This is a genomic window from Neolewinella persica DSM 23188 (genome assembly GCF_000373105.1).
Classification (GTDB): Bacteria; Bacteroidota; Bacteroidia; order Chitinophagales; family Saprospiraceae; genus Neolewinella; species Neolewinella persica.
Genome location: NZ_KB890414.1, coordinates 266,956 through 282,990 on the forward strand (window position 1 = coordinate 266,956; position 16,035 = coordinate 282,990).

Below are 16,035 nucleotides of genomic sequence, written 5' to 3' on the forward strand. Positions count from 1 at the left end.
TGTTGGTTCGTTGGTCTGTTGGTTCTATTGGTCTGTTAGAGAGAACGCACCAAACGCTTAAAAGTCAAACAGGCTACCGTACTAACTTACCAATAGACCAATCGTGCAAATAGCTCAACTACTCAATACCCAAATGTAAAATCCGCCCACCGCTCATGTTCACGGGACTGGTGGACTTACCAATCACTACCCCATCTTCCGGCGCATGATATTCCTGCGTAAGGTCACCAAATACGTTTCGGAGAGAAGCGATCAGTTCACCTTTCTTTACGCGTTGCAACAAATCGACGTGGACATGGAGCAAACCACCGGTTTCGGTGTACAACCAATAACTCTTTTTACACAGGATAGTAGGAATTGGTACTTGCAGTATTTCATCGTCCGTCATTCCCAGATGACTGAGAACGTTGTGTACGCCCACCAGGCCACTACGGATCAGCTTTTTCTGGTAAACACCGGGGTTACCCACTTCCAGGGTAATGGCGGGAATGTTCATTTCATCCGCAGTACCCCGGAAAGTACCATCGTTCGCCGGGTTATGGACGATAAGCTGTGGGTTTTGTAGCAAGGCTAGTTTCCGGGTGGATTCCTGGCTCATGTCGGCCCGGACATAGTAGCTGTTGATCCTGCCCCGGCTGGCGGTATGCAGGTCAAGCAGGTGGTCCACAAACTTCAGAAAGCGGTTGACCAGCCGGTAGGCGTATACCTGGCTGGCGTTGCCGTCTATTTTCCCTGGCATGAGGTGATTGATGTCCGAGCCATCGGAGAAAAATCGTTGCTGACGGTTGAAGCCGGGGATGTTGACGACGGGTATAGCGACGACGGTCCCCTTCAGCTCAGCTACATCCAGATCCGCAAAAAGGCGTTGAATAACGGAGATGCCGTTCAGTTCGTCACCATGAATTGCTGCCGTCAGGCCAAGGATGGGGCCGGGCTCCATGCCTCTGGCTACCATCAGCGGTACCAGCATGGGGTTGCCCATTCCGTCGCTTCCTAGGCGCAACCAGTAATGGGCGATGGTGCCCGGAGTCGTATCGTCGAGGTTAAAATTCAGGACGATGGGGAGGCCGTTAAAGCCGCTCTTCGAGGTAGTCGTAGATACCATTGATGGTTTGTTGAAGGATGGGGCGACCGGTTTGGGCTTCCGCCTGGGGGAAACCGCCGATGCTATTTGTGTTGAGTTCGGAGAGGACGCGTTTACCGTCGTCGTCTACCAGGGTATCGGCGCCGAAAATTACGATGCCTTTTTTCAATAAGATGGGTGCTACGGCGGCGATCATCGTTTCTTCTTCCGGAGCGACTTCCGCCACCACCGAAGTACCACCACGGGCAACGTTGCACAGCCACTCGCCCGGAGCAGGAATCCGTAAGCTGGAACCCAGTATTTTTCCATTGACGACCAGGATTCGTTTATCGCCCTGGCCGACGTTTTTCAGGAATTTCATCCCTAAATAAGCCGTGGGATCGGCGGTACTCAGCCAGGTTTCCAACGGAACCTCCCGACCATCGACCTCAGCCATTCCATTGCTCACTTTCACCAGGCCCCGACCGCCATACTCCTGCAGGGGTTTGAGCACTATCGGGTACAACGACGCAAATTCACGAAGGTCGTCCCTACTTTGCATCCTGCGCACCGGCGCCGTAAAATCCGTAAAGTGGTGCAAAAAATCTTTGCTTCCCGTCTCCATAATCCCTGCCGGGTCATTGATAAGGATCGGTTTTTTTTGCGCGGTCGCAGGTGCGAAAGACGTTAAGCGAGCAAAAAAGGCAGCGTCCGCCGGCGGCGGTAGTCGCAACCAAACTACGTCTTGTTCACCAAATTCTGTGGCAGTTGGAGCTTCCGTAAATTGCCGCCCCGAAGCATCAAACTGAAAATCAGTTTCCTGGCCCAGGAACATCCCGTAAACCGGATGCTCCAGTTCTCCGGCAAAAAACGGGTCGTTGCGCGGATCGCCCTTACTGGCGACCATAACTCCGCTCGTGCGAGCGTCAGCGCGTAATTTCCGAACCAGTGCGTAAACAGAGTTCTGGTCGGAGTGACCAGTGTGGTCGGTAAGAATAAGGAATTGCATTGCTCGATTTGAGGTAATGATGGCTATAAAAGCTCTCCCAGTAGTACCGGATCATCGTTTAGGGATTGGAACAGACGCTTGCTGAATTTCCCTTTTTTAGTAAATAGTTGCTGTGCCATTTTATCGATGGCGATGGTGGAAAGCACCGTTTGGATGTATGCTTCGATGAGGTCATCGAGGCCGACTCCCATCCGGTTAAAGTCCCGCCTGTCCATCAACATCAGCCGATTCACGTCACTGGTCCATTGGTTATTGCCCAGTTTTTCAGACAGGTTGGTGCCGAGCATGGCCCAGGAGTTGTCATCCCCGGTAAGTTCGTCGGCCAGGGGTTCCGCTGCGCGGCGGCTGTAGCAAGCCAGCGGGCGGATACCTTTCTCCGTACTGCTCACCATCATACGGATGTCGCAAACGTGCGTCTGGCCCTTTTTATTCGGGATGGTACCGACGTGAAAATAACGGCCGGTAGAACTGTTGGAACTCCACTGGTAATTCCCAATCAAACTCTGGACGATGTAGCGGTCGTAGTGCGCCTCCGTATCCATAAATTCGCTCAGCTCACGTTCGTTGGTAATGGTAAACACCCCCTGCCCGGCGTTACTGTACGGGATCTTTATAACTGCTTGCCCACCCCAACGCGCCACCCACAAGGGTATCTCGTTTTTGGACACATCACGGATCGTCTCCGGCGCATGTATTTTCAGACCAGCCTGGCGTAGTTCTCCGTTGAAGAAATCGTAAGCTTTAGCCGCCACCATTTTGTTCCTTCCGCCAGCGAGGCAGGCAACAATGGGGTTAAGAATTTTCGTCTTACAGGTCAATGGCAACCGGTTCCAGGGCTTCTGGGTCAGGTAACGAAAAGCCGCACGCAACGGCACCCATTCGCCCTCGTGCAGGGCGAACAATTGCTGGTCCTCCAGTTTGAGGTTACGTTCCGTTGCTTCATCGTAGTCGGTGATCAACAAGACCTCCTCATCGAAAACATCGGCGATGACGGCAGCGTAGCCGGTGGTTTCCATCGGGTTTTTGTCGTAGATGACCGCCAGGTGGCCATCGGTTCTGGCTCCGCCGCTACGTTTTTTGACGAACGGCATAAAGGTGCGTTCCACCAGGCGGCGGTAGCCGCCTTCTTCCTGGTGATCGTCCAGCAAAGGCATCGATTTTTGCCCGCTGGGGCAACTATTGTTTTCAATAACCACCATCCGCCGATTACCCTCCGCTGTGGTGGCGTGGATCAGGTCAGCACCGCTCCATAGAAAATGTCGACACTCATACCTCAGCAAGTTCAGTAATTCTTGTTTGTCTGTTTTCGGATTAAGGTGGCAATACCGGTTAACGATCCGCTCCGGAGACAGGTTCAGAAAAAAGCTGACCAGCGGGTGAATGGTGGCATTGAGGGCCTTAGGGTACCAGTGCGCTTCAGCACTGAAACTTCCAGGCCGTACAACGAGGACGGGTTGATTTGTAGTCAAGGTGGTTACTTGGTTAGGCGGGGCAAAAGTAGGCGCATTACTTTAAATATCCAGTATTTATTTCAATGCACTCCCCCCGGTTTACTCAAACTTGAAACTGTAACTCAAACTAACAATGGGCGCCCCGAAGATCGTCAACTTATAACTCGCCAGCGGGCTGTCCAGAAAAACTTCCTCATCACCACTTCCAAGGCGCGGCAGATAGTAAATATTGTAGGCGTTTCGATGGCCATAAATATTGTACGCCGTGAAGGTCCAATCCCCCACCCAACGGCTTTTCTTCATGTGCGGATTATGGATGGTCCAGCTAAAATCAAGGCGATGGTACAAAGGTAAGCGGGCATTGTTACGCTCCAGAAACAGCGGCACCACGTTTCCATCCAGTTCAATCACGCCGTTAGGCTCCGTGAAGGGTCGGTTGCTTTGCACTACCAGGTTAAAACCGACCCGGTGCGTCTTTCCGTCGTCCCACCCGAGAGTGCCGTTAAAGGTGTGCGGCTGATCGAAGTAGCCATTATACCATTCTCCACGGTTGACGGTGGTATTGAAGTTGTCCCCCTTCACGCGGTTGCGTACCCGGGCATACGTATAGTTGACGCTGCTGGTCACTGCACCCGCCGTCTTCGTCATCCCCAGTTCAAAGCCATAAGCCTGGCCCTGACCCTGTAGAACATCCGTCTCCACCGTCGGGTCCAGGAAGAAATCAGCCCCTGGTTTATATTCCAGCAGGTTATCGATTTTGCGGTAGTAGCCCTCCAGGCTAAACTCCAGCCCCTTGTCTCCAAGCAGTTGGTAGAACCCGGCCGTAAAAAGGTTGGCCTGCTGCGGCACCACGTGTTGGTTAGAGAGCAACCACCGACTCGTCGGCAGCGGCGTGGTTGAATTGTAAATATTCTGAAGGTACTGGCGGGTAACGGCGTAAGCTGCTTTAAAACGTAACCGGTCCGTTAGTTTCAGACTGAGCCCCAGGCGAGGTTCAAAACCATCGTAGGTGGTCAGGGGGGTGCCCGCACCGACTTCCGTTGTCCCAACCAGGGTCTCTTCGAGGAGTTCTTCTCCTGGCTCGTAGGAGCGTAAAGTGCCCGGACCAATTTGACTAAAGCGGGTATACCGAAGGCCTGCGGACAAGGTCAGGGCTTCGCCTACGGTCCATTCGTCTTCGGCAAAAAAGGTTAATTCCAGTGCTTGCTCTGCTGGTAACTCCGTAAAAGAGATGGCGGGGGACCCGCCGGGGTCTAACTGCCCGGGTTGCAGGTCATACCGTACCAGTTGAGCTCCCCCAGAGAGGTGGTGTCCGCTCGCAGAGCGGTAATCCAGCGAAGCCTCCACAGCATTATAGCTGATCCCGGAGCCATATTCGATGACCGCATCTGAGGCCTCCTGTGGAAAAAGGATCCTGGGGTTGTGATTGGCACTAATCACCTTGGTGAGGAAACTGGTTCGGTCGTTAATAACCCGCAGCCAGTCCATAGTTCCATTGAGCGTCTTATAGTCGTATTGATTACTGGTGGCCACAATACCTCCGAAGCTGTTAAGCAGATCAATCTGGTAAAAGTCCTTGCTGTAGAAGCCTGAGAAGGTGAAGATGTTTTTATCGTTAGCCAGGTAACGCAGCTTCAGGCTGCCGTCGGCAAAACGGCTTTTGGTGTTCCGAAGGCGCTCGACCAGGCCGAAGAGGAAATCGTTGAAACCGAAACGGCCAGCAGCCAGCACTTGCAGGCGACCGTCCCTGGTCAGCGGTGCTTCCACGGCCAGCCTGCTGGACACCAGCCCTATCCCACCCTGAAGTTTAAAATTCCGGGTATTGGGGCTCCGGGTCTGTACATTGACCACCGAGGCCAGCCGGCCACCGTAACGGGCGGGAATATTGGCCCGGTAGAGGTTCACAGAGCCTACTGCATCCGGGGTAAAGATGGAAAACAAGCCAAAGAGGTGCGTTGGCGTAAAAAGTGGTGCGCCGTCCAGCAGCAGCAGGTTCTGGTCAATGGTTCCGCCACGTACACTAAGGCCATTACTGGCTTCGCCAGCGGAGCTTACGCCTGAGATCAATTGCAGTCCCTTAAAAACGTCAACTTCTCCGAGTGCCAGAGGCAGTGCTTCAATCTGCTTAATATTGAGCCGCTCCACCCCCATAAGCGGACGCTCCAGTCGGTCACGGGCGTCATTCGTCGTCACCGTGACGGTGCTTAGGGTAGCAGAAGCGGAAATAAGCCGGATGTTAAGCGTCTGCGGCTCATCGATGGTGACAGAAAGAGTGTCATTACCGTACCCGATGAAGGACGCCACAAAAGTATAGCCTCCCTTTAGCAGTCGGATGTTCCAGCGACCGGTTTCGTCGGTGATGCCTCCTTCTCCCGTTCCCAGGACCTGCAGGCTGACGTAGCTCAGTGGCTCCCGGGTCTCGGCGTCGTCCACGTTAATGGTGACCAGATAGGTTTCTTGTGCCAAAAGGCCGGTACAAAGCAGGAACAGGAAGGTGAGAAATGGCAGCTTCATAAGTGATCGATCAAGGGTAAAATTAGGGAGGTACGGATACCGTGGCGTAGTTGGGCGACGGCGCGCAGGTGCAGCAGCGGGGATTAAGAAGCAGGCTATCTTCCCCACCCCTCCGGCACTTCGGCGGTGCGGTTCGGTCCCGTGCAGGGGGCCAGGGGCGGGCAGTCGAGGTCACAACCAACGGGCGGAGGTTCCTGCATGATCGTAAACGAATTTGCCAATGGCGCCAGCGGTACATCGTCCGGATGTACATATATTCTACGGGTTGTGACGGCGGCGGTATTGACGTACCCCAGCACTACATCGCCTTCCTCATTCACTTGACTCAGGTTACCCACCAGCGCCGTTGGGTTGGCGGCATTGAGGCCACCGCCACCTTCCGTTTGTTCTTTGAATACGCGTTTGTAAGCGAAAGCCCCTTTGGAGATGCCCAACATTTGAGCCTCAAACAGGATGCCGGGTGCGAGGCCCCGCACATAGTCCAGGCGACCTACCTCAATGTTTGTAATCGGGTTACCGTTACTGAATTCATCACGGAAGAGCTCCAGGCCCGAACTCTGGGTGATGTTCCAGCACATCCCGTCACACAGATAATCCCAGCGTCCGAAATTACGACGCCAGTCCTGGCATTCGCCATCCCGATAACGAAACCGTTCCGGGCAGGAGACACAGACGACAGCTGGTTGCCATTTTCGGAAGCGGTACTGGTAAAAATTCTGCACGCCTCCCGGATCTTGAAAATCAACCAACAGTGTAATGGCCGGCACGAAGCGCTGTAATCCCTGATTGAAGTAAGCTTCTTGCTCATACTTGAGACGCACCTCCTCGATGCGTACGGGCTCCGGCACAACGTCGGGCCGGGATTCGATCAGCTTACCTTCAGTAGTTACCACCCGAATGAAGTAGGCTTTCCCCGTCTCGGCCGCGAAGTCCGCAGGTGGTTGAAAGTTTGCCGTGTTTTCCATCGGCTCCCAGAATACTTCCTGGCCATCCTCATCAACGGAAGAGACAATTACTTCCGCAGCGGGGAAAAGCAGGTATCGGGACGAGCGAAGCTCGCTACGTGAAACCCGCACTTCACTAAAGCCTGGCTGATCAGCTATGGTTCCTTCGATCAGGTAAAGTCCGGTTTCCAGCTGAAACCCGGGAGTAACCGGATCTGCACACGACAGCAATGCACCAAGTAAACAGAGGGTAAGAGTTCTCTTCATGGAAAATTATCAGGGGAGGTAAGACATCTTTTAAAGTTGCTGTAATAATCCTTCATGTCCTAACCAACCCCTGACTTATGGTAATATGTGATAGAAAAAGAGCAGAAAGGACGCTTTGTGGTAGCAAATCCATGCTCTCGCGGCCTTTAGCCTAAGTAAGCCCTTATGCTGGCTCACACAGTGGCCGAAGTCCGGGGCGGCACAAACACAAGCCCCTCAGGTAATCATCTGCTCAACGCGCTGGCCTTAACCTTCCCTGGACCAGGCTCTAGCGGAAAAACCAGCCGCCTCACTTTTTTCCTTAAATTTATGGAATACTCCCTTTTGCTTCGTCCCTTTTTAAAACCACCAATCTATGTGCCCAAAATTCAACTTCGTCTTCCCCTTGCTCCTTACTGCTTTCCTTTGCACCTGCGTCCGCGCCCAAAGTGATATTCCGGTAAGCTTCCCCACTGACTTCATCACCCAATTCCAGGATGTCCACGTAGACGAAGCCGGCGTTGGCCTTGCCGTCGGCACTTGTGGCGTCATCCGCCGGACCACCAACGCCGGTGCGATGTGGACGAGTTTCACCTCCCCCCTGGAGGACAACATCGAATCCGTCGCCTGCCCACCAAGTGGTTGCGCCACTGCGTTGGTCGTATCCGAAGAAGGTTTCCATCGTCTGGCAAACGGCTCCTGGTCAGCCGTAAACTACCCGGACTTCACCAGCGACGGACAGCTACACTGGCTTTCAGAAAACATTGTCATTAACGATTACCGCAGCATTACTTTTGACCGGTCAACGGACGGCGGGCAAACCTGGAGTACCATCGATTTCGTTAGCAATCCGAATACCGACATCGCCGTCCTGGATGCGACAACACTAATGGCCTGGATCAACAATCAATTGTTTAAAAGTACTGATGCCGGCGCTTCCTTTCAGCCAGTTGATTATACCCACCCGGTGGCGGTGCGTGAGCAGACCTGGCTGGACGCCAACCGGGGATGGATCTTCGATGGAGACCGTCTTTTCTACGGCACCACTGACGGTGGACAGACGTGGACCCTGCTCAACGCAACCATCCAGTTAACGTCCGTCAACTGGATGGTCGCGCTTTCCGAAACCTACATCGTCGGCGCTCAGGTGACTACCCAGCGGTTAGAAAGTCGGGACGGCGGCGTCACCTGGACCCGTAGCAATTTCCTGAACAACGGCAATAAACGCATCAACGAAAAGTACCACCGCCGGGGCAACGAGTTTTTCACCGTTGGCAACCAGAGCCAGCTGCTATATTCCGCTGCTGACTTCGAGAACTTCGAAGAACTCGACCCCTACGGCCGGGAAGACCGTATTGACGACATTGTCTTTGCTTCTAATTCCCTCGGTTACGCCCTGAGCGGCATCGAACTAAAAGTTACTACCGACGCTGGCGTGAACTGGGTGACCCGGAACATGCCCCGGGTTGGCCGGGAATTAGCCGTACTGAATAATGGCGATCTGATCGTGATGACGGATGCCAACCCACAGCGCTCCAACGACCAGGGGGCCAACTTCACCGATTGGCTGGCCGGAAACGTCTTTGTCAGTACCCCGAACATGTTTGTGCGTAAGCCGAACGACAACATTTACCTGCTGGGGACAGAGCATGCTTATGAATCGACGGACGAGGGCCAGACCTGGTCGGTTATAACCCATGCTAATAATTTCCAGCCAACGGCAGCTTTCTTTGTCGACAATAACAATGGCTATGCCGTCGGCCGTCAGTCTCAGTACGCTACCACTTCAGACGGTGGCCAAACCTGGACGGTTGGCGCGGGGCCCGCCAATAATTCTGTTGACGTATTCTTTATCGACGCCGACAACGGCTGGGTATCCGATGCGTCCACCCGCTACGTTACCTCCGACCGGGGAACGACCTGGACCCGCGATACTGACCGAAATGGAGGCTACGATTATACCGTCCGCAGTCAGGACGGTTCCATACTGGTCAGTCGTTTTGCCTCCGGCAATAACGGTGAGGTCGCCCGCAGCCGCGACAACGGTGCTACCTGGGACGTGATCGCCTTCAACTGCTTTTCCTATCGCGGTGGCGGCATTACGCCCGACGGCAGATACTGGTTCAGTACCGGCGACGGATTCATGGTTCGTCATGATCTGGAGGCATTGCTGGTCAGCAATCCCCGCATAGAAGCAGCTAGCGCTTTACACTTAAGGGCCTTCCCCAACCCGAGTACCGGTGCTTTCACCCTGGAGCTTCCCGTAGTTAACGAGGCTGCCACCCTCGACATATTTGACGGCAGCGGCCGGTTGCTACAACAGCAAACGGTACCGCCGGGCCGGGAACGAGTACTGCTGAGCCTTGGAGATGTACCCACTGGTGTTTACCTCGTCCGTTGGACGGCGGGCGGTCAGCTGGGTCGGGTTCGGGTGGTAAAGGGTGAATAATGGAATGAGAGAATGGCTACAGCGAGGGCCGTTCACAGCGCTTCGCTTACTCACCCGACGAACAAGCGAATCGTTGTTAGTGGTAGAAGCGGCAGCCATTCTCTCATCCTTTTATTCTCCCATTCTCTCCGCGCAGCACCGGTACGCCGTACCAGGTACGGAATAAGAAGCCGCAAAGGACGCCAAAAACGAAACCTCCGATATGCGCCCACCAGGCGATACCGCCGCTGGTATCTCCCATGCTGGCGTAGCCGGCACTTGATTGTTGGTAGAACCAGAAACCAAGAAAAATGAAGGCGGGAACGTTGATCCGGAAGAAAACCAGATAGCCCCTGATGTTTGATTTGGGGAACATCACGATGTAAGCTCCCATGACCGCCGAGAGGGCGCCGCTGGCGCCCACCGCAGGAACCGGGCTCCCGGTATTGAGGTAGATGTGGCAGAAGCTGGCCGCAAGTGTACCTAACACGTAAAAAATGGCAAATTGTGTATTACCAATACTTGCCTCGATGTTGTCGGCAAAGATCCACATATAGAGCATGTTTCCAATCAGGTGCATCCAACCACCGTGCAGAAACGCGCTGGTGAGTAAAGTGTGATAATCCTGTCCCGCTTCGATCTCCGCCGGAATGCAACCGAATTCCATGATAAAATCGCGCGCTTCGGCCCCCTGGCCGAGGTAAGCCTGATAGAGAAATATCAGGACATTCAGGACAATGAAGCCATAAGAAAAGTAGGGCGTGTGGCCCTGGTGGACCTGGTCGTCACCGATGGGAAAGAACATAGTTGGGTAGATTAACTTCGCTGCTACTTCATGGTGAGCTTAGGTGAGTGGCTTTTACCGCTGTGTTTTTCCGGCAACCATCCGAATACGGAGGATACGTTGTGCCGGGTCAATCCGGACACCGTCCTCGGGGTAGGGGCTCAAGTCCAGCATTTCGAGGGCTCCCCCCTCAATGGGCAGGCGGGCTATCGCTTTGGGATCGTTACCAATGGTTATCCGCTGTGGGGTGTTTTCGTTGATCCTAATTGAAACTACGGCCTCCCCGGCCTGGATGCAATTGACCCCGCGGGGGCAGCGGTTATCAGAAAGCACCTCCACAAAAGTGATCTCCATATTCGCCCCCCCCAACTTAAACGTCTCTCCGATCTTCATCATCCCGGTAGCGCCGAAAGCAATTGTTTTAACCGGGCTGGTAGCGGGGGTGTCGTTTGCGGCGGTTGTGGCAACTTTTTTATTACAGGCACTGCCCAGAATTAGCGTAAAACAGGCAAGAAGGAGAAGGTAGCGCATGGTTGTAGTTGAGTTGGGGGGTAAGGTAAGGGAAAACGTACGGGACTGCATTCGTCGCTACGCAACATTTACGAACCGGCCTTATCCAACTCAGTACGCAACATATTCAATGCCTGGTGAACCGTGTAAGTTATGTTCCGTTTCCGGTCTTTACCGGCCCGCAGCAGCTTTGATTTCACCCCGTTTGGTCCGGCTACCGCCACCCAGATTGTCCCGACGGGTTTATCCTCCGTTCCGCCTCCTGGTCCGGCAACGCCGGAGGTGGCAATTGCATAGTCCGCATTCAACCGCTCGCGAGCACCGGTAGCCATTGCTTCTACAACGAATTTACTGACGGCACCGTACTTGTGAATCATACCGGCAGGTACACCCAGCTGATTATTTTTCACGCTATTGGCGTAGGCAACCACGCTCCCTTTAAAGTGGCCGCTGGAACCAGGATGCGCAGTAATCATACTCGCAATGGAACCACCAGTGCAGCTTTCTGCCGTCACCAGGGTCAGTTCCTGCTCCTGCATCCGGCGTTGGATAGCGAGCGCGAGGTCTTCCTTCCCGTACCCATAGACGAGGTGGCCAATGATGGCCTCGATTTTACCTTGGTGCTCCTTAATCTCCGCCTGCATGACGGCCTCATCGGTTCCCCGGATAGTGAGCCGGAGGCGAACCGTACCCAGGTTGGGCAAATACGCCAGGCCCATGTGGCCGGGCAAAGCGTCCTCTACCGGTTCAATTTTTTCGGCGATGGTGCTCTCTCCTTCTCCGGCGGTGAGGATGGTGAGCGACCGTTGGCGCTGGCTGTCACCGTTTCCGGCCACCAGCCGGGGAATAACTTCATGACTGACGAGGTAGCGCATTTCGTAGGGTACTCCGGGCATCGAAACAATGATCTTACCTTTATACTCCAGCCACATACCCGGAGCCGTACCGCGCATATTTGTCAGCACCGTCGCGGTTGCCGGCAACTCGCACTGCACTTTATGGTGCTTGGTGGCCTCCTTGCCAAAGCTGCTGTAAATCTTTTGCAGCCGCTCCCAGCTTTCCTCATGAAAGGCCATTTCAGTACCCACGTATTCCGCCAGGACTTTCTTGGTGATGTCGTCTTTGGTAGGCCCTAATCCACCGGTCATCAGTACTACGTCGGCCACGGCAAGGGCACGGTCTAACCCGTTGCGAATTCCTTTGCGGGTATCCGCCACACTCAGGTGCTCGATGACTTCGTAGCCTTCGTCGTTCAGGGCGTTGGCCATGTAAGTGGCGTTAGTGTCGGTTACCTGGCCGATGAGAATTTCGTCGCCGATGGTTAGGATGTATGCGTTCATTAGTGAATAAGAGAAGGGGTGAATAAGAGAATGGAATAATGACTGAATCAGGCGTTTATTCTCTTATTCAATCATTCACCCATTCATTTTCAGGGGGCGGGGTCGCGGGTGCAAATATGGGAATAAAGGAGCAAGGGGGAGCACCGTTATTGTCTAAGTATTACTCAGGGCGAGTGGGCTACGCCCCGAGAGGCCTTCAGAATTAACCGGCCTGGCTTTAAATGAGCTGCGCCTTTTTCTCGGGACAAAGTACCTCGCCCTTAAAACCTTCCCTTGCACCTGCGTTCGCGCCAAAAAGAAAGCGATAATGTTGATCTTCACTTACCACCGAAAAGATGAGCTTGTTGTTCCGCGAGGTTGAAGAAGCGAAGCTTCGAAGACTTGCGGAACAACAAGCCTATCTTTGTGCTTATGCACAAAAGCGGATTCGTTAACATCGTCGGCCGGCCTAACGCCGGCAAATCCACCCTCATGAATGGCCTGATCGGCGAGCGCATGAGCATCATCACGGCCAAGCCGCAGACCACCCGGCACCGAATATTCGGTATCGTTACGGGCGAAGATTTTCAGATCGTCTTCTCCGACACGCCCGGCGTAATTGAAGACCCGCATTACAAGATGCAGGAGATGATGAACCGCTACGTCAACACCACCTTCGAGGATGCTGACCTGATGATTTACCTCGTAGATCCACAGGAGGAGTACTCAGAAGACGATTTGCTGGTGGGTAAGTTCCGTCACAATAAAGTTCCCCTTTACCTGGTGTTCAACAAGGTTGACCTGATGAGCTCAACCAAGCTGAAAGAGTTACAAAAGCAGTTCAAGAAGTGGCTCAAACCTGAGAAGGTATTTATGATTTCCGCCCTGAAAGGTGACGGCGTCACCGAGTTGTTAGCAGCCATTAAGGAGCAATTACCTGAAGGCCCGAAGTACTTTCCCGACGAGCAATTGACGAACCGCAACGAACGGTTTTTCGTTTCCGAGATCATCCGGGAGCAGGTACTGGAACAGTATCACCAGGAAATTCCTTATTCCGTTGAAATCGACATTGAATCGTTTCAAGACACAACGACGAAGGACGGTAAAGAACTGGCGCGCATCAGTGCAATCATCTACGTTTCCCGTAAAAGTCAGAAACCGATTCTCATCGGGAAGGGAGGGCGTGCCATCAAAAAACTCGGCTCAGAGGCCCGCAAAAGGATGGAGAAATTCCTGCAGCGAAAGGTTTTCCTCGAATTACACGTCAAAATCCGGGAAGATTGGCGGGACGATGAAGATCAGTTGAAACGATTTGGCTACGATAGATAATGATACCCCGTTGTCCGCGTTGGATAAACAGGCGTCTTTTGAGTATAAAAACGCATTATGCCTCATTTCGGACTTTCTTTACTTTACGCTGATAAACACTATGTTGGGTCTTTTCGTCTTATGTTCACACTCAATTTCTTAAACCAGCCGATAGCATGATTAGCCTTACCACACAGGAAGTTACCGTAAGTGCGGAAAGCGTTTTCCAGCGTCAGTACAGTGAACCGACCAAACGCCAGTACGTGTATGCTTACCGGATTCGGATCGAGAACAACGGACCCCGTGCGATTCAACTATTAAGCCGGGCCTGGGAGGTGATTGATGCCACTGGCGATCGTCGGCTGGTGGAAGGAGAGGGAGTTGTGGGCCAGCAGCCCGTCATTCAGCCAGGACAACATCACGAGTATACCAGCTGGGTTCAATTTCAAACGCCCATTGGGGCCATGCGTGGCAGTTATGTCATGAAAAGAACCGACCGACGGGGCCATGCTGAATTGTTTCAGGTAGAGGTGCCTAAGTTTTTACACCTGGCACCAGAGATATTGAATTAAGCGCCTCCGGCTTTAGTAGTGGGTAGTGCTTTCGCAAGGGAATGCTCTCATCCTTCGTAGAGACTTAACGTTTCTTATTCTTCCAACTACAGTTGTGTTACCTCCGTGCCTCCCTCTGAGCTACCCCCTGTGAGAAGCCATGCTGCGTAGCAGCCAAAACATCCCACAGCCGTTATTTCTCCCAAGCCGCCGTACCTTAGAGGTTTCTCAAAGTCTACTCGGAAATGTCAAAAAGTGTACTTCTTTGCCTGTTGCTATGCGCCGCAGCCTCCTCCTTTGCCCAGGATAATTTTTCTTCCTCCTTACCCATCATCATCATTGATACGGGCGAGGATACTATTCGGGACGAGCCAAAGATTTTGGCGCGTATGGGCATCATCGATAATGGTTCGGGGCAGCGCAATGCGCTGGCTGATGCCTGGAATGAATACGACGGCTACGTGGGTATTGAAGGCCGGGGCTCGACCTCGCAGTCCATATTCCCCAAAATAGGTTATGGCCTGGAAACCCGGACGGCGGCCGGAGAAGACCGCCAGGTAGCCCTGCTCGGCTTTCCGGAAGAAGAAGACTGGGTATTGCACGGCCCTTATTCCGACAAGAGCCTCATACGGTCTGCTCTCGCCTATCACTGGGCCGGACAGATCATGGACTATGCTCCCAGGGTCAGGATGGTAGAGTTGGTCATTAACAACGATTACCGTGGTGTCTACTTATTTACGGAGAAGATCAAACGGGATAAGAACCGCGTAGACATTAAAAAGCTGACACCGGAGGATACCGCCGGTGACGCACTGACCGGGGGCTACATCCTTAAGCTCGATAAATTCACGGGAGAGAACGGGGACTTTGAAGTACTCTTCGAGTCCGAGTATAATGCCGACACGGAGGAAGAACAAAGCATCCGCTTCCTGTACCACTACCCGAAGCCTGAAGACATTACGTTTGCCCAGCGCAGTTACATCAAGAGCTGGATGCGGAATTTTGAAAACGTACTTGCCGGTGATGATTTCCGGGATCCTGATCGCGGCTACCGCCGCTTTGTCGACCTACGCTCTTTCGTAGACTTCCTGATCATCAACGAGATCAGCCGGAACGTCGACGGCTACCGCCTGAGTTCTTTTATGTACAAAGATCGGGAAGACGAAGGCGGGCGGCTACACATGGGGCCGGTTTGGGACTTCAACCTCGCCTTCGGCAACGCCAATTATTGTGGCGGCGGTGCCAACCGGGGTTGGGGCTACAACTTCGGCATCAACTGCCCCAGCGATTTCTGGCAACTCCCCTTCTGGTGGGACCGCCTGCGGGAAGACCCCGATTTCATCGAGTTACTCGGAGACCGGTGGAATGAACTCCGCGCTGCGGAGTTCTCCGACGAACGCCTGAACGCCACCATCGACTCCTTCGTAGTGGCCATGGACGATGCCCCCGCAAGAAATTTCGAGCGCTGGCCCGTGATTGGCGAACGGGTGTGGCCAAACGAATTCGTGGGTGAATCCTACGAGGCAGAAATAGATTACCTGAAAAACTGGATCCAGGGCCGGGTCAGCTGGATGGACCAAACCATCTGGTCGCTTACCCCTACGCGTACACCGGACACCCCAACCCCAGGACTGTCCATCCAACCCAACCCTACCGACGGCCGAATCCGCATCCTCTCCGAAATTAGCGGGGAGTTGTTCGACGTCCGTGTCTACGACACTTTCGGCCGATTGATGTTCAGCAACGACCGCCTGCCGGAGGGTATAAGTATTGATTTAAGCCCCTTCCCAGCAGGGATCTACCTCCTGCAGGCCAGGAAGGAAGGTGGACAGATCGTTACGGGGAAGGTGGTTCGTAGATAGTGGGTAGTGCTGTCGCACGTTTCTGCTCGCTTCGCTCGTACGAACA

The 16,035-nt window shown here is 53.6% G+C and carries 12 protein-coding genes; 4 read left to right on the plus strand and 8 right to left on the minus strand.

Translation table 11 applies throughout. From position 1 onward, the window contains the following. Window positions 1-118: 118 nt before the first annotated feature. The 5 genes from B036_RS0102635 to B036_RS0102655 all read right to left on the minus strand — a co-directional run bounded on the left by B036_RS0102635 (window position 119) and on the right by B036_RS0102655 (window position 7,248). Window positions 119-1,105 (minus strand): succinylglutamate desuccinylase/aspartoacylase family protein, encoded by a 987-nt coding sequence (locus tag B036_RS0102635; RefSeq protein ID WP_020567134.1) that lies wholly within the window; start codon window positions 1,103-1,105, stop codon window positions 119-121. Further along, window positions 1,071-2,072, minus strand: coding sequence for an ATP-grasp domain-containing protein (locus B036_RS0102640; RefSeq protein ID WP_020567135.1), 1,002 nt, complete (start codon window positions 2,070-2,072; stop codon window positions 1,071-1,073). Before B036_RS0102640 ends, B036_RS0102635 begins: the two co-directional genes overlap by 35 nt. A 23-nt stretch (window positions 2,073-2,095) precedes the next feature. Continuing rightward, a complete protein-coding gene (locus tag B036_RS0102645) occupies window positions 2,096-3,541 on the minus strand; it encodes an ATP-grasp domain-containing protein (protein ID WP_020567136.1) in 1,446 nt (481 codons plus the stop codon). An 81-nt stretch (window positions 3,542-3,622) separates the two neighbouring features. Further along, complete coding sequence (locus B036_RS0102650) at window positions 3,623-6,037, minus strand: TonB-dependent receptor (protein WP_020567137.1); 2,415 nt, start codon at window positions 6,035-6,037, stop codon at window positions 3,623-3,625. 95 nt (window positions 6,038-6,132) lie between these two features. Beyond that, window positions 6,133-7,248 carry a DUF4249 family protein gene (locus B036_RS0102655; protein ID WP_026231610.1) on the minus strand — a complete coding sequence of 372 codons (1,116 nt, stop codon included), beginning with the start codon at window positions 7,246-7,248 and terminating at the stop codon, window positions 6,133-6,135. 355 nt (window positions 7,249-7,603) lie between these two features. Between B036_RS0102655 and B036_RS0102660 the strand changes: the two genes are divergently transcribed. Continuing rightward, complete coding sequence (locus B036_RS0102660) at window positions 7,604-9,676, plus strand: T9SS type A sorting domain-containing protein (protein ID WP_020567139.1); 2,073 nt, start codon at window positions 7,604-7,606, stop codon at window positions 9,674-9,676. Between the two features lie 103 nt (window positions 9,677-9,779). Here the strand turns inward: B036_RS0102660 and B036_RS0102665 are convergent, their stop codons facing one another. The 3 genes from B036_RS0102665 to B036_RS0102675 form a co-directional block, all read right to left on the minus strand. Further along, the gene (locus B036_RS0102665) at window positions 9,780-10,460 is read right to left on the minus strand and encodes a rhomboid family intramembrane serine protease (RefSeq protein WP_020567140.1); all 681 of its coding nucleotides are present in this window, start codon (window positions 10,458-10,460) and stop codon (window positions 9,780-9,782) included. Between the two features lie 54 nt (window positions 10,461-10,514). Then, window positions 10,515-10,970, minus strand: a complete 456-nt coding sequence (locus B036_RS0102670) for a hypothetical protein (RefSeq protein ID WP_020567141.1) — start codon at window positions 10,968-10,970, stop codon at window positions 10,515-10,517. A gap of 68 nt (window positions 10,971-11,038) precedes the next feature. Then, window positions 11,039-12,289 (minus strand): CinA family nicotinamide mononucleotide deamidase-related protein, encoded by a 1,251-nt coding sequence (locus B036_RS0102675; RefSeq protein WP_020567142.1) that lies wholly within the window; start codon window positions 12,287-12,289, stop codon window positions 11,039-11,041. Between the two features lie 411 nt (window positions 12,290-12,700). On the opposite strand from B036_RS0102675, the gene era reads away from it, so the two are divergent. The 3 genes from era to B036_RS0102690 all read left to right on the plus strand — a co-directional run bounded on the left by era (window position 12,701) and on the right by B036_RS0102690 (window position 15,989). After that, complete coding sequence (era, locus tag B036_RS0102680) at window positions 12,701-13,597, plus strand: GTPase Era (protein WP_026231611.1); 897 nt, start codon at window positions 12,701-12,703, stop codon at window positions 13,595-13,597. A gap of 155 nt (window positions 13,598-13,752) precedes the next feature. After that, window positions 13,753-14,148 carry a Co2+/Mg2+ efflux protein ApaG gene (gene apaG, locus B036_RS0102685; RefSeq protein WP_020567144.1) on the plus strand — a complete coding sequence of 132 codons (396 nt, stop codon included), beginning with the start codon at window positions 13,753-13,755 and terminating at the stop codon, window positions 14,146-14,148. A 224-nt stretch (window positions 14,149-14,372) separates the two neighbouring features. Next, window positions 14,373-15,989, plus strand: coding sequence for a CotH kinase family protein (locus B036_RS0102690; protein WP_026231612.1), 1,617 nt, complete (start codon window positions 14,373-14,375; stop codon window positions 15,987-15,989). The last annotated feature ends 46 nt before the right edge of the window (window positions 15,990-16,035 follow it).

Excerpts from the sequence above, each read along its gene's own strand:
- B036_RS0102640 (WP_020567135.1), bottom strand. The coding sequence starts at position 2,072 with ATGCAATTCCTTATTCTTACCGACCACACTGGTCACTCCGACCAGAAC.
- era (WP_026231611.1), top strand. The coding sequence starts at position 12,701 with ATGCACAAAAGCGGATTCGTTAACATCGTCGGCCGGCCTAACGCCGGC.
- B036_RS0102675 (WP_020567142.1), bottom strand. The coding sequence starts at position 12,289 with ATGAACGCATACATCCTAACCATCGGCGACGAAATTCTCATCGGCCAG.
- B036_RS0102660 (WP_020567139.1), top strand. The coding sequence starts at position 7,604 with ATGTGCCCAAAATTCAACTTCGTCTTCCCCTTGCTCCTTACTGCTTTC.
- B036_RS0102635 (WP_020567134.1), bottom strand. The coding sequence starts at position 1,105 with ATGGTATCTACGACTACCTCGAAGAGCGGCTTTAACGGCCTCCCCATC.
- B036_RS0102690 (WP_026231612.1), top strand. The coding sequence starts at position 14,373 with ATGTCAAAAAGTGTACTTCTTTGCCTGTTGCTATGCGCCGCAGCCTCC.
- B036_RS0102665 (WP_020567140.1), bottom strand. The coding sequence starts at position 10,460 with ATGTTCTTTCCCATCGGTGACGACCAGGTCCACCAGGGCCACACGCCC.
- B036_RS0102655 (WP_026231610.1), bottom strand. The coding sequence starts at position 7,248 with ATGAAGAGAACTCTTACCCTCTGTTTACTTGGTGCATTGCTGTCGTGT.
- apaG (WP_020567144.1), top strand. The coding sequence starts at position 13,753 with ATGATTAGCCTTACCACACAGGAAGTTACCGTAAGTGCGGAAAGCGTT.
- B036_RS0102670 (WP_020567141.1), bottom strand. The coding sequence starts at position 10,970 with ATGCGCTACCTTCTCCTTCTTGCCTGTTTTACGCTAATTCTGGGCAGT.
- B036_RS0102650 (WP_020567137.1), bottom strand. The coding sequence starts at position 6,037 with ATGAAGCTGCCATTTCTCACCTTCCTGTTCCTGCTTTGTACCGGCCTT.